Genomic DNA, 12,879 nt, shown 5'->3' with positions numbered 1-12,879 from the left:
CAGTTCCGTTTAAAAACCCCGGATTGTCTCGAATCACCGAATTCGAGACAATCCGTTTAGCGCCAATCACCCCCGCAAAATCCGCGCCGCCTCCACCGCAAAATAGCTCAACACCCCAGACGCGCCGGCCCGCCGGAACCCCATCAGCGTCTCAATAATCCCCCGCTCGCGGTCAATCAGCCCGAGCTGCATCGCATGCGCGAGCATCGCATATTCGCCCGACACCTGATACGCGAACACCGGCACGCGGAATTCATCATGCACCCGCCGCACAATATCCAAATACGGCATCCCCGGCTTGACCATCACCATATCCGCCCCCTCCGCCAAATCCATCGCCACCTCGCGCAGCGCCTCATCGGAATTGGCCGGGTTCATCTGATAGGTCTTCTTGTCGCCCTTCAGCGCCGCCTGTGAGCCCAGTGCCTCGCGAAACGGCCCGTAAAAGCTTGAGGCATATTTCGCCGCATAGCTCATAATCCGCGTGTGAATATCCCCCGCCGCGTCCAGAGCGGCGCGGATCGCCGCCACCCGCCCATCCATCATGTCCGAGGGCGCAATAATATCAATCCCCGCCGCCGCCTGATTAACCGCTTGGCGTGCCAGAATCGCTACCGATTCGTCATTCGCCACATAACCCGCGCGCAGCACGCCATCATGGCCATGATCGGTATAAGGATCGAGCGCCACATCCCCCACCAGCCCCAAATCCGGAAATTCCCGCTTGAGCAGCCTTGCTGCCTGACAGATCAAATTCTCCGGGTTAAGCGCCTCGGTGCCTTCCGCATTCTTGCGCTCCGGCGGCGTCGCCGGAAACAGCGCAATCGCCGGAATCCCCAACCGCACCGCCTCCGCAACATGCGCTGCCAGCCGGTCCAGCCCCACCCGCGTCACCCCCGGCATCGTCGCGACCGGCGTCGGCTCCCCCCCGCCATCGCGCACAAAAATCGGCCAAATCAAATGATCCACCGACAGGCTGGTCTCCGCCACCATCCGCCGCGTCCACCCATCCACCCGATTGCGCCGCAGCCGCGTCGCCGGAAATTGCCCCGTGATCATTTTTTCGCTCCTCATTCTTCTCGCCGCCCGATCATAACCGCATCCGCGCCCCGCGCGAAATTTCTCTCCACCCAAACTGTTTCACCCACCGCCCCGCCCGTGCTAGAGCCACGCCATGAGCACAGATCGCACCCTGGCGGTCGGCGCCGATCACGCCGGCTATCTCCTGAAGGACCAACTGGCCCAAGCCGCGCGTGATGCCGGCTGGACCGTGATCGATTGCGGCACCAACACCGCCACCAGCTGCGATTACCCCGATTTCGCCCACGCGGTCTGCCAGCGCCTCGAAGCCGGCGCCGCTACCTTCGGCCTCCTGGTCTGCGGCACCGGCATCGGCATGGCCCTCGCCGCCAACCGCCACCCCACCATTCGCTGCGCCCAAGCGCGCGACGTCACCGAAGCCCGGCTCGCCCGCCAGCACAATAACGCCAACATCCTGGCCCTTGGCGCACGCCTCACCGGCGATGCCGTGGCCCTTGATTGCCTCAGCACCTTCCTCGCCACCGCCTATGAAGGCGGGCGTCATGATCGCCGCCTCGCCAAACTCAACCCGCCCACCTAAATAATTTCCCAAACTAAGCCCAAAGTAATTTCGGAGCGAATTGATGAACCAGCACAGCGCCGCCCCCAGCCTTGATCGCTTTTTCTCAGCCCCCCTCGCCGAGACCGATCCCGAACTCGCCGCCGCCATTCAGCGCGAACTGGTCCGCCAGCAAGACGGGATCGAGCTGATCGCCTCGGAAAACATCGTCTCGCGCGCCGTGCTCGAAGCCCAAGGCTCGGTGCTGACCAATAAATACGCCGAAGGCTATCCCGGCAAACGCTATTATGGCGGTTGCGCCGCCGTGGATGTCGCCGAACAGCTCGCCATTGATCGCGCCAAGCAACTCTTCGGTTGCGCCTACGCCAATGTGCAGCCCCATTCGGGCGCGCAAGCCAACCAGGCCGTGTTCCTCGCCTTGCTCGATGCGGGCGATACCATTCTCGGCATGTCGCTCGCCGCCGGCGGCCATCTCACCCATGGTGCCGCGCCCAACCTCTCCGGCAAATGGTTCAAGCCGGTGCAATATGGCGTGCGCCGCGACGACGGGCTGATCGATTATGACGAGCTCGAAACCCTCGCCCGCACCCACAAGCCGCGCCTGATCATCGCGGGCGGCTCGGCCTATCCGCGCCATATCGATTTCGCCCGCATCCGCGCCGTCGCCGATGAAATCGGTGCCTATTTCATGGTGGATATGGCGCATTTCGCCGGCCTCGTCGCCGCCGGCCAATTCCCCTCGCCACTGCCGCACGCCCATGTGGTCACCACCACCACCCACAAAACCCTGCGCGGCCCGCGCGGCGGCATGATCCTCTCGAATGATCTGGAACTCGGCAAAAAATTCAATTCCGCCGTGTTCCCCGGCCTGCAAGGCGGCCCGCTGATGCATGTCATCGCCGCCAAAGCGGTTGCGTTCGGCGAAGCGTTGCGCCCGGAATTTCGCGCCTATCAGCGCGCCTTGGCCGAAAACGCCAAAGTGCTCGCCGCCACCCTGGTCGAAGGCGGCGTTGATATCGTCACCGGCGGCACCGATTGCCATTTGATGCTGGTCGATCTGCGCCCGAAAAACGTCACTGGCAAAGCCGCCGAAGCCTCGCTTGAGCGCGCGCACATCACCGCCAATAAAAACGCGATCCCGTTCGATCCGGCTAAACCCGCCATCACCTCGGGCATTCGCCTCGGCACCCCCGCCGCCACCTCGCGCGGCTTCGGGCCTGAGGAGTTCCGCACCGTGGGCCGCTTCATCGTTGCCGTGCTCGATGGTCTGGCCGCCTCCAATGATGGCAGCAACGATGCGGCGGAAGCCGAAATCGGGGCCAAAGTCCAAGAGCTCTGCGCCCGCTTTCCCATTTATCGCTGAACCGCCCGATTGCCACCGGGCTAAAGGAGCGAAAATTGCGGTGTCCATTTTGTGGCGAAGCGGATAGCCAGGTCAAAGATAGCCGCCCGTCCGATGATGGCAGCGCCATCCGGCGGCGGCGCTTTTGTCCGCAATGCAGCCAGCGCTTCACCACCATCGAGCGGGTGCAACTGCGCGAATTGGTGGTGGTCAAGGCCGACCAGCGCCGCGTCGCCTTTGATCGTGACAAGCTCGCCCGCTCGGTGCGCATCGCGCTGCGCAAACGCCCCGTCGATGATGAGCGGATCGAACGCATCGTCAATGGCATCGTCCGCCAGCTCGAAGCCTCCGGCGAAGCCGAAATCGCCTCCAAAGACATCGGCGAATTGGTGATGGATACGCTCAAAGAGGTCGATGCTGTGGCCTATGTCCGCTTCGCCTCGGTCTATCGCGATTTTCAGGAAACCGGCGATTTTCGCAATTTCCTGGGCGCGATGGACCCCTCCAAATAACCGCCCGCCGCCATGCCGCTGACCGATCATGATTTTATGCGCATCGCCCTCGCTCTGGCCCGGCGCGGCCTCGGTGATACCGCGCCCAACCCCAGCGTCGGCTGCGTCATCGTGCGTGACGGCATCATCCTCGCCCGTGCGCGCACCGCGCCCGGTGGCCGCCCGCACGCCGAAACCCAAGCCCTCGCCCTCGCCGGGTCCGCCGCACGCGGTGCCACCGCCTATGTCACGCTGGAACCCTGCGCCCATCATGGCAAAACCCCCCCCTGCGCCCAAGCGCTGATCGAGGCCGGCATCGCCCGCGTGGTCATCGCCCAGACCGACCCTGATCCCAGGGTCAATGGCTACGGTATTTCGCTCCTGCATCGTGCAGGCATCACGGTTGAAACCGGCATCGGCGCTGCCCAAGCCGCCGCGCTGAATGCCGGCTTCACGTGCGTCATCGAGCAATCGCGCCCGCTGATCACCCTGAAACTCGCGACCTCCCTCGATGGCCAAATCGCCACGCGCACCGGCGCCAGCCAATGGATCACCGGCCCCGCCGCCCGCGCCGCCGGTCATGCGTTGCGCGGCAATCACGACGCGATCATGGTCGGCGTCGGCACCATCCTCGCCGATGACCCCGAACTCACCTGTCGCCTCGAAGCCTATCGCGCCACCCCACTGATCCGCATCATCGTCGATTCGCATTTGCGCACCCCGCTCACTAGCCGCTTGCTGGTCAGCCGCCGCGACAGCCCGATCTGGATGCTGCACCGTGACGGCACCGACCCCGCCCGCCGCATCGCCTTCGCCGATCTCGGCGTGCGCCTGATCGAACTCCCGCCCAGCGCCACCGGCATTTCACTGCCTCATGCCGCACGCGCTCTGGCGACAGCGGGCATCACCCGCCTGCTGGTCGAAGGGGGCAGCACCCTGGCCGCCGCCTTGCTACAAGCCGATCTGATCGATCGCCTGGCCTGGTTCACAGCCCCTTTGGTGATCGGCGGTGATGGTATTCCAGCAATCGCCGGTTTTGGCATCGACAAAATCACCCAGGCCGCCCATTTCACGCTCGATCATCTCCAGCAACTCGGTCCTGACCGGCTGGCCCATTATTCCAGGAGCGCCTAATGTTCACCGGCATTATCACCGCCATCGGCCAGGTCCGCAGCATCGCGCCCGCGACATCTGATCGCGATTCCCGCTTCATCATCGCGGTGCCCCAACCCAATCCGGTTTGGGCCGATCTGCAAACCATCGCCCTCGGCGCGTCGATTTGCTGCTCTGGCTGCTGCCTCACCGTAATCGCGGCGCAACAGGATGCCTTCACCGTCGAAGTGTCCAACGAAACCTTGTCAAAAACCACGCTGAGCCAATGGGTTCCCGGCACGCCGGTCAATCTCGAACGCGCGCTGCGCATGGGCGATGAGCTGGGCGGCCACATCGTCTCTGGCCATGTCGATGGTCTCGCCCGCGTGCTCTCCAGCACCCAAGAACACGGCTCAACCCGCTGGCGCTTCGCCGTCCCGCCCGAACTGGCCGGCTTCATCGCCCCCAAAGGCAGCGTCGCGCTGAACGGCGTCTCGCTCACCGTCAATGAGGTTGACGGCGCCCAGTTCGGGGTCAACATCATCCCCCATACCGAGCAAATGACCAATTTCGGCACGCTCAAGCCCGGCGAGTCGGTCAATCTCGAAATCGACATGCTGGCCCGCTACGTCGCCCGTCTTACCAATTACCGCCCCACCGCGCAGGACAAACTCTGATGGATCAGTTCAAAACCGCCTCGCTGCAAACCTATCTCAGCCCTGCCGCTGACATTATCGAGGAAGCGCGCGCCGGGCGCATGTTCATCCTGGTCGATGACGAAGATCGCGAAAATGAAGGCGACCTCGTGATCCCCGCGCAATTCGCGACACCGGATGCGGTGAATTTCATGGCCCGCCACGCGCGCGGTCTGATCTGCCTCGCCCTCACCCGCGCCCGCTGCAATGCGCTCGGCCTGAAAATGATGGCGCAATCCAATGGCTCGCGCCACGAAACCGCCTTCACCGTCTCGATCGAGGCGCGCGAGGGCGTCACCACCGGCATCTCCGCCGCCGATCGCGCCCGCACCATCGCCGTCGCGATCAACCCGGAATCCACCGCCGATGACATCGTCACCCCCGGCCATATTTTCCCGCTGATGGCCCGCGAGGGCGGCACGTTGGTGCGCACCGGCCACACCGAAGCGGCGGTGGATATTGCCCGCCTCGCCGGCCTCACCCCCGCCGGCGTGATTTGCGAAATCATGAACGATGACGGCACCATGGCGCGCCTGCCCGATCTGGTCAGTTTCGCGCAATATCATAACCTCAAACTCGGTACCATCGCTGATCTGATCGCCTATCGCCGCACCACCGAAAAGCTGGTCCGCCGCACCGGCGAAGGCCAAGTCACCGATGGCGCGGGCCAATCCTGGCGTCTGGTCAGCTTTGAGAACAGCATCGATCAAGTCGAACATCTCGCTTTGGTCAAAGGCGACATCACCGCCCCCGATCCGGTCTTGGTGCGCATGCACGCCATCAGCACCATCGATGATATTCTCGGCGGCGCCCATGTGCGCGATCTGCGCCGCGCCATGGCCCAAATCGCCGCCGCCGGTCGCGGCGTGGTGGTGCTGATCCGCGAATCCCGGCCCGATGCGATTTCGCTGCGCCTGCGCCAAATCACCGGCGGCGCCAAGCCCGATCCGGTGCTGCGCGATTACGGCATCGGTGCGCAAATCCTCACCGATCTCGGCGTGCGCGACATGATCCTGCTCACCAACCACCAACGCCCGGTCATCGGCCTCGAAGGCTATGGCCTCAACATCACCGACCAAATGCCCATCGAGCCTTACCCCGGCGAACTTCATCCTCACGAAACCGCGCCCCGATGAGCACCGCCGACGCCGTTCTCGGCGCTATCCCCGCTTTACCCGGCGCAAAACCGCACATCCTGCTGATCCGCGCGCCCTATTACCGCGCCATCGTCGATGGCATGACCCAATCAGCACTCTCGATCCTCGCGCAAGCCCATGCCACCCACCACAGCATTGATGTCGCGGGGGCCTATGAATTGCCGCAAGCGTTGCGCCTCGCTTTGCGCGGCACCCCGTCTTTCGATGGCTATATCGCGCTCGGCTGCGTGGTGCGCGGCGAGACCGATCATTATGATTTCATCTGCCACGCCGCCATGACCGGCTTGATGCAGGTCAGCACCCAATTCGGCCTCGCTTTGGGCACCGCGTTGCTCACCGTCGATACCATCGCCCAAGCCGAAGCCCGCAGCGCGGAAACCGGCCCGAACAAAGGCGCTGAAGCCGCCATCGCCTGCCTGCGCCAAATCGCCATCGCCCGTGAATTAGGGGCCGCCTGATCATGTCCACCGAACGCCCGCGCACCTTGGCCCGCGTCGCCGCCATCCAAGCCTTGTACCAAGGCGAACAAACCAACGAAACCGCCGAAACCGTGATCGACCAATTCATCCGGCACCGGCTCACCCCCCATCCGCTTCCGCCCAGCAGCCAGCCCGGTAACCCACTCGCGCACAGCATCGAAAACGGCCTCAGCCCGCACGCCAACGCCCCGCTCTTTGCGCGCATCGTGCGGCTCGTCACCACCCAACAAGACCAAATCGACCCGCTGATCGCCAATCTGCTACCCGAATCCTGGCCCATGCCCCGGCTCGATCCGGTGCTGCGCGCCTTGCTGCGCGCCGCCGCCGCCGAGCTGTGGATGAGCGACGGCCCGCCGGCCCGCGTGGTGATCAACGAATATCTCGACATCGCCCACGGCTTCTTCGCCGATGACGCGGTGCAACTCGCCAACGCCCTGCTCGATCGCATCGCCCGCGCCTTGCGCCCCGCCGATTTTCCCCCCTCCGCCGCCTGACCGCATGGGTGGTGAACCCAGCGCTGTTATGAGTGGCGAGTTTGACCGCATCGCCCGCTATTTCGCGCCCCTCGCCGCCGCCCCCAGCCTCGGCCTGACCGATGACGCCGCCTGCCTGCGCCCCACCCCAGGGCGCGACCAGATCATCACCGTCGATCAAATGCTGGAATCCGTGCATTTTCTGCCCGCTGACCCGCCGGACCTGATCGCCCGCAAGCTCCTCCGCCGCAACCTCTCCGATCTCGCAGCGATGGGGGCCACACCGCTGCATTATCTGCTCACCACCGCGCTGCGCGCCGACACGCCCGAACCCTGGCTCGCCCAATTCGCCCAAGGCCTCGCCGCCGACCAGGCGCATTACCAAATCACCCTGATCGGTGGCGACAGCACATCCACCCCCGGCCCGCTCGCCTTCAGCATCACCATGATCGGCACGATCGAACCCGGCAGCGCGCTCCGCCGCAACGGCGCGCAACCCGGCGACGCCATTTTCGTCACCGGCACCATCGGTGACGCCGCCTTAGGCCTCGCCGTCGCCCGTGGCGATTATCCCGACCCCACCGGCTTCCTGCGCACTCGCCGCCTGCTGCCCGAGCCACGCCTCAACCAACCCATCCACAGCCTCGTCCACGCCGCCATCGATGTCTCCGATGGGCTGCTGCAAGATTTGATGCATCTCTGCACGCAATCCAACCTCGCCGCCGCCATCCATGCCCGCGCCGTGCCAACCTCGCCCGCCGCCGCCGCCTGCGGCCCCGAGGCGCTGATGCGCCGCCTCACCGGCGGTGATGATTACGAACTAATCCTCGCCGCCCCGCCCAGCGCCGAAACCGCCCTGCGTCAAGCCTGTGCCCCAACACCCATCACCCGCATCGGCCATTTCGCACCCGGCGCCCCGGGCTTGACCCTCCTCGATGATCCGCCTTTGTCGCTCCCCGATCATTTTGGCTGGACTCATTTCTAATCACCAACAGATTCGCCTAAACCAGCGCGGTCACGACACTGTAATAACCTTAATTAATCATTCTATAACAAACAATTATAATGATTTTATCATCTAAATTATCCGAAATAATCATCTCTGTGCTGCACTGCGGCTTGACCCGCCGTTCGCCCCGCCACACATAGCATTCGTTATCGACCCGTAAGCCTGTATTGCCCAGAGGTCCCATTTTATGCCCGCCAAATCCCAACCCCGCGCCCCAAAATCTTCCCTGTTCACCGACCACCGCACCGCGAGCGATCCGGTGCGCAACGTCCTGCTCCTGCAAGGCGGCGGCGCGCTCGGCGCCTATCAAGCCGGCGCCTACGAAGCCCTCGCCACCCATGATTATCACCCCGATTGGGTGATCGGCGTCTCCATCGGCGCGATCAATGCCAGCCTGATCGCCGGCAACGCGCCCGAACACCGGCTGGACCGGTTGCGCGAATTCTGGAACCGGATCACCGCCCCACCACCCAGCCTAATGCCACCCAGCCTAATGCCATTTCACCTGCCCTTCATGGCCGATATCGAACAAAAACTCGGCGCGGTGAACGCCGTCATGTTCGGCCAACCCGGCTTTTTCCGCCCGCGCAGCCCGTCCGATTTCCTCGCCAAACCCACCCCGCTCAGCTTTTATGACACCAGCCATCTGCGCAGCACCCTGGAATCCCTGGTCGATTTCGACCGGATCAACAGCCAACAAACCCGCCTCGCCGTCGGCGCCGTGCAAATCCGCACCGGCAACATGATTTATTTCGACAATACCATCGGCAAAATCACCGCCGATCACATCATGGCCAGCGGCGCACTGCCCCCCGGCTTCCCCCCCGTCGAAATCGAGGGCGAATGCTACTGGGATGGCGGCCTCGTCTCCAACACCCCGCTCGAATACATGATGAGCACCGAACCCCGCCAGGACAGCCTCGTCTTCCAGATCGATCTGTTCCCCGCCCGTGGCCCGATGCCCACCACGCTTGATGAAGTCACCGAGCGCGACAAAGACATCCGCTATTCCAGCCGCACCCGCTCCGCCACCGATCAGGAAAAACGCCGTCAAGACCTCCGCCGCCGCGTTGCCGCCTTCATCGAACGGCTCCCGCCCGACCTCCACGCCGACCCGGTCACCGAATTCCTCCATGATTTCGCCTGCCCCGCCCAGATCGACGTGGTCCACCTGATCTACCGCCCCGAACGCCCACAAGGCGGCCAAAAAGACTTCCAGTTCGATCGCCTCACCGCCGAACAACGCTGGGAAGCCGGCCTGCAAGACGCCAACCGCGCGCTGCACGCCGCCCCCTGGCGCGCGCCCCACCCCAAAGAGCTTGGTATGCGCACCTTCGACATCACCGCCGACCAAGCCTGATCACCCCCACCTAACCACCGAAAGGAACGCTCGATGGACGCCAACACGGTGCAAAAATCCGCCTTCGCCATGCCCTTCACCAGCCCCGGCTTCCCCATGGGCCCGTATCGCTTCGTCAACCGCGAATATATGATCATCACCTACCGCACCGACCGCGCCGCACTCGAAAAAATCATCCCGGCTCCGCTCGAACTCGCCGATGACGTGGTCAAATACGAATTCATCCGCATGCCCGACAGCACCGGCTTCGGCGATTACACCGAATCCGGCCAAGTCATCCCCGTCACCCTCAACGGCCAAAAGGGCGGCTACGTCCACTCCATGTTCCTCAACGATCACCCACCCATCGCCGGCGGGCGCGAACTCTGGGGCTTCCCCAAAAAACTCGCCAACCCCGTCCTCGAAGTCGAAATCGACACGCTGGTCGGCACCCTCGATTACGGCAAAATCCGCGTCGCCACCGGCACCATGGGCTATAAGCACCGCACCCTCGATCATGACACCGTGCTGAAATCCCTCGCCGAACCCAGCTTCCTCCTCAAAATCATCCCCCATGTCGATGGCAGCCCCCGCATCTGCGAACTCGTCCGCTACTATTTGACCGACATCACCCTCAAAGGCGCCTGGACCGGCCCCGGCGCCCTCGGCCTCTACCCCCACGCCCTCGCCCCGGTCGCCGACCTGCCGGTGCGCGAAATTCTCTCCGCCACCCACATCCTCGCCGACCTCACCTTGGGCCTCGGCGACGTCGTCCATGATTATCTGGCCTAATTACCTCGCCTAATTTTCTCTCCTCACCCCCCAACCGAAAGGATCACCCATGGCTCGTTTTGACGGAAAAGTTGGCATCATCACCGGCGCCGCCAGCGGCATCGGTCGCGCCATCGCCGAACAATTCGCCCGCGAAGGCGGCCACGCCGTCATCGCCGACCTCAACCTCGATGCCGCCCAAGCCACCGCCGCCGAAATCGGCCAATCCGGCCCCGAAGCCTTCGCCATCGCCATGGACGTCGCCAACGAGCAACAAGTTCAAGACGGCGTCGATGCCGCCTTCAAAAAATTCGGCCGGATTGACGTCCTCGTGAGCAACGCCGGCATCCAAATCGTCAAACCCCTGGTCGATTTCCCCTTCGCCGATTGGAAAAAACTCCTCGCCATCCATCTCGACGGCGCCTTCCTCACCACCCGCGCCTGCCTGAAATACATGTACGCCCAAAAAAGCGGCTCCGTCGTCTATATCGGCTCCGTCCACTCCAAAGAAGCCTCCAAACTCAAAGCCCCCTACGTCACCGCCAAACACGGCCTCATCGGCCTCTGCAAAGTCCTCGCCAAAGAAGGTGCAGAACACGGTGTCCGCGCCAACGTCGTCTGCCCCGGCTTCGTCCGCACCCCCCTGGTCGAAAAACAAATCCCCGAACAAGCCAAAGAACTCGGCATCACCGAAGCCGAAGTCATCCGTAACGTCATGCTCAAAGAAACCGTCGACGGCGAATTCACCACCGTCGATGACGTCGCCTCCGCCGTCCTCTACTTCGCCGGCTTCCCCACCAACGCCCTCACCGGCCAATCCCTCGTCGTCAGCCACGGCTGGTTCATGGAATAATTCGCGCCCTCCGCCGCCGACCGCCCACCCCGGCGGTCGGCCTTTCGCGCCGCCCACAATTTTGCGCCGGAAAGCCGAAAGAGCAGGGCAGGGGGGTCCCAATATCGTTTTGTACGATTGCCATCAAATTCGATGTCAAAGAACTCGTGTGCCGCTGCTACCGTCGTCGAATGCGTCTTTCAACTTCCCCTAATGGCATGAATAGCGCGACCACTCCAACAACTATAAGCCACTCAATTACTAGTCGTTGACTATCAATCATGCAGACGCTGGGAAGTGGACTTGGTGGTGGGAGTCGAGATTGATACCCTCGTGGCGAGCCGGTAACCACGAAAGTAAGTGGAGTAAAATGTGGCGGGTTCCATATAAAAGAATAATTACAAAGACCAAACTGGGGTGCCATTTGTAATTTGTAATTGACGCCATGATTGGTCCAGGGCGGGTATAATGACAAGCAAATAAATGCAACAATACCGAGCCGTATCACGACTTTTGGCCATAATTTGATAATCATGTCCTCGCCTTTCTCGTTTGACATCTACCATTTTTCAATTTGCAAGTTCAATAAAAATTCCCAAGCAGCTTAGGATGGGTGAGCGCAGCGCTATCCGTTCCTTTTTAGTGTCGGGGCTTGAAGCAAGGGGTACGAGCTATCGTGTCTGAATATCATCGTTCGGCTTGGTGTTAACTGCAATATTGCCGGTGCAACTAATTAACTGCGTAATCGCGTTCCCGGTGGCCCCTATTTTTTCGGTCAACCTTGATGATCGCCGTAGCCAATGTCCCACAACGAATATCGATCTTTTGCGCGATGCAGTCCATAAGGTGCGTGCGCCATTTAATATTCATGCCTGGGTCGTGTTGCCGGACCACCACCATTGCCTTTGGACGCTACCCGAGGGGGATGTTGATTTTTCGGGGCGATGAGATGCCGGAATTTATAGGTAGCGCTTCGCTCACCCATCCTACGCTCGCTACGTTTGCTGTCCAACTGTCTGCGATGAGCTCGTCGCTCTTTGGCGAATAATTACTGCAAGGCGGTCTGCTTCCGCCATTAGATCAAAAACCTGAGAACGGATCGCGAGGAACCGCGTGAGTTCCGACGTAACTTCATGTCCCGTACTCTCGGTATTAATTGACTGCACGTTGGTAGCACGAAGGAAACGCTCCATTCGCTCGACTCGCTCGATTTTTTTGTCTGGATTACGTGTCTCGATAAATTTACGCCAATGCTTGCTCCCCTTAGATTCGTTGCACTCTCGGCAGCAAGGGACGAGATTACGGATACGGTGGCCATGGCCGGAGAATTCACCTTTCACAACGCGACCAAAGACGTGATCCCATGTGGCTGCCTCCGCCCCGCAATAGACGCACTCTAATTCCGCGTTAGGATCCTGATCAAGGTCTCTAATGGCCTCAAAAACAGCCGCTTCGCTGTAATTGTCGTGAGGCGCAAGCGCCGACGCAAACGCGCTCGAAAAGGTGCTCTTCCGCCCCATGATGGTAGAAGGCCGCAGGTGACGCTGTATACTTGATGCCCTCATATTACCTCCAAAATACCGTCCGATAATCGCACGC

13 protein-coding genes are annotated in these 12,879 nt (G+C 62.1%); 12 read left to right on the top strand and 1 reads right to left on the bottom strand.

Translation table 11 applies throughout. The features are described from left to right. Positions 1-66: 66 nt before the first annotated feature. Entirely contained in the window at positions 67-1,059 is a 993-nt protein-coding gene (hemB, locus tag ACYUCQ_RS10880; protein ID WP_460254549.1) for a porphobilinogen synthase, read from the bottom strand. Positions 1,060-1,174: 115 nt separating this feature from the next. Between hemB and rpiB the strand changes: the two genes are divergently transcribed. From rpiB to ACYUCQ_RS10820, 12 genes are all read left to right on the top strand, one after another. Next, complete coding sequence (rpiB, locus tag ACYUCQ_RS10875) at positions 1,175-1,621, top strand: ribose 5-phosphate isomerase B (protein WP_460254548.1); 447 nt, start codon at positions 1,175-1,177, stop codon at positions 1,619-1,621. 43 nt (positions 1,622-1,664) lie between these two features. Beyond that, positions 1,665-2,963, top strand: a complete 1,299-nt coding sequence (gene glyA, locus ACYUCQ_RS10870) for a serine hydroxymethyltransferase (protein ID WP_460254547.1) — start codon at positions 1,665-1,667, stop codon at positions 2,961-2,963. Positions 2,964-2,998: 35 nt separating this feature from the next. Next, positions 2,999-3,454 (top strand): transcriptional regulator NrdR, encoded by a 456-nt coding sequence (gene nrdR, locus ACYUCQ_RS10865; protein WP_460254546.1) that lies wholly within the window; start codon positions 2,999-3,001, stop codon positions 3,452-3,454. Between the two features lie 12 nt (positions 3,455-3,466). Next, complete coding sequence (ribD, locus tag ACYUCQ_RS10860; RefSeq protein ID WP_460254545.1) at positions 3,467-4,567, top strand: bifunctional diaminohydroxyphosphoribosylaminopyrimidine deaminase/5-amino-6-(5-phosphoribosylamino)uracil reductase RibD; 1,101 nt, start codon at positions 3,467-3,469, stop codon at positions 4,565-4,567. Then, positions 4,567-5,202, top strand: a complete 636-nt coding sequence (locus ACYUCQ_RS10855; protein WP_460254544.1) for a riboflavin synthase — start codon at positions 4,567-4,569, stop codon at positions 5,200-5,202. The genes ribD and ACYUCQ_RS10855 overlap by 1 nt, the downstream gene beginning before the upstream one ends. After that, complete coding sequence (ribB, locus tag ACYUCQ_RS10850; protein WP_460254543.1) at positions 5,202-6,356, top strand: 3,4-dihydroxy-2-butanone-4-phosphate synthase; 1,155 nt, start codon at positions 5,202-5,204, stop codon at positions 6,354-6,356. The genes ACYUCQ_RS10855 and ribB overlap by 1 nt, the downstream gene beginning before the upstream one ends. Beyond that, positions 6,353-6,835: a 6,7-dimethyl-8-ribityllumazine synthase gene (gene ribH / locus ACYUCQ_RS10845; protein ID WP_460254542.1), complete on the top strand. Its 483-nt coding sequence runs from the start codon at positions 6,353-6,355 to the stop codon at positions 6,833-6,835. The genes ribB and ribH overlap by 4 nt, the downstream gene beginning before the upstream one ends. 2 nt (positions 6,836-6,837) lie before the next feature. Continuing rightward, the gene (gene nusB, locus ACYUCQ_RS10840; RefSeq protein ID WP_460254541.1) at positions 6,838-7,350 is read left to right on the top strand and encodes a transcription antitermination factor NusB; all 513 of its coding nucleotides are present in this window, start codon (positions 6,838-6,840) and stop codon (positions 7,348-7,350) included. Positions 7,351-7,378: 28 nt separating this feature from the next. After that, complete coding sequence (thiL, locus tag ACYUCQ_RS10835; RefSeq protein WP_460254645.1) at positions 7,379-8,314, top strand: thiamine-phosphate kinase; 936 nt, start codon at positions 7,379-7,381, stop codon at positions 8,312-8,314. Positions 8,315-8,525: 211 nt separating this feature from the next. Continuing rightward, positions 8,526-9,698, top strand: coding sequence for a patatin-like phospholipase family protein (locus tag ACYUCQ_RS10830; protein WP_460254540.1), 1,173 nt, complete (start codon positions 8,526-8,528; stop codon positions 9,696-9,698). Positions 9,699-9,731: 33 nt separating this feature from the next. Further along, the gene (locus ACYUCQ_RS10825; protein ID WP_460254539.1) at positions 9,732-10,469 is read left to right on the top strand and encodes an acetoacetate decarboxylase; all 738 of its coding nucleotides are present in this window, start codon (positions 9,732-9,734) and stop codon (positions 10,467-10,469) included. Positions 10,470-10,518: 49 nt separating this feature from the next. Further along, a complete protein-coding gene (locus ACYUCQ_RS10820) occupies positions 10,519-11,301 on the top strand; it encodes a 3-hydroxybutyrate dehydrogenase (protein WP_460254538.1) in 783 nt (260 codons plus the stop codon). Positions 11,302-12,879 lie beyond the last annotated feature (1,578 nt).

It is taken from the genome of Acidiphilium sp. MT5 (assembly GCF_054767495.1).
This window is presented reverse-complemented; position numbering and strand designations above follow the sequence as displayed.

What these genes read in the sequence shown, in the direction of transcription:
- hemB (WP_460254549.1), bottom strand. Translation starts at nt 1,059, where the DNA reads ATGATCACGGGGCAATTTCCGGCGACGCGGCTGCGGCGCAATCGGGTG.
- rpiB (WP_460254548.1), top strand. Translation starts at nt 1,175, where the DNA reads ATGAGCACAGATCGCACCCTGGCGGTCGGCGCCGATCACGCCGGCTAT.
- glyA (WP_460254547.1), top strand. Translation starts at nt 1,665, where the DNA reads ATGAACCAGCACAGCGCCGCCCCCAGCCTTGATCGCTTTTTCTCAGCC.
- ribD (WP_460254545.1), top strand. Translation starts at nt 3,467, where the DNA reads ATGCCGCTGACCGATCATGATTTTATGCGCATCGCCCTCGCTCTGGCC.
- ACYUCQ_RS10855 (WP_460254544.1), top strand. Translation starts at nt 4,567, where the DNA reads ATGTTCACCGGCATTATCACCGCCATCGGCCAGGTCCGCAGCATCGCG.
- ribB (WP_460254543.1), top strand. Translation starts at nt 5,202, where the DNA reads ATGGATCAGTTCAAAACCGCCTCGCTGCAAACCTATCTCAGCCCTGCC.
- ribH (WP_460254542.1), top strand. Translation starts at nt 6,353, where the DNA reads ATGAGCACCGCCGACGCCGTTCTCGGCGCTATCCCCGCTTTACCCGGC.
- nusB (WP_460254541.1), top strand. Translation starts at nt 6,838, where the DNA reads ATGTCCACCGAACGCCCGCGCACCTTGGCCCGCGTCGCCGCCATCCAA.
- thiL (WP_460254645.1), top strand. Translation starts at nt 7,379, where the DNA reads ATGAGTGGCGAGTTTGACCGCATCGCCCGCTATTTCGCGCCCCTCGCC.
- ACYUCQ_RS10830 (WP_460254540.1), top strand. Translation starts at nt 8,526, where the DNA reads ATGCCCGCCAAATCCCAACCCCGCGCCCCAAAATCTTCCCTGTTCACC.
- ACYUCQ_RS10825 (WP_460254539.1), top strand. Translation starts at nt 9,732, where the DNA reads ATGGACGCCAACACGGTGCAAAAATCCGCCTTCGCCATGCCCTTCACC.
- ACYUCQ_RS10820 (WP_460254538.1), top strand. Translation starts at nt 10,519, where the DNA reads ATGGCTCGTTTTGACGGAAAAGTTGGCATCATCACCGGCGCCGCCAGC.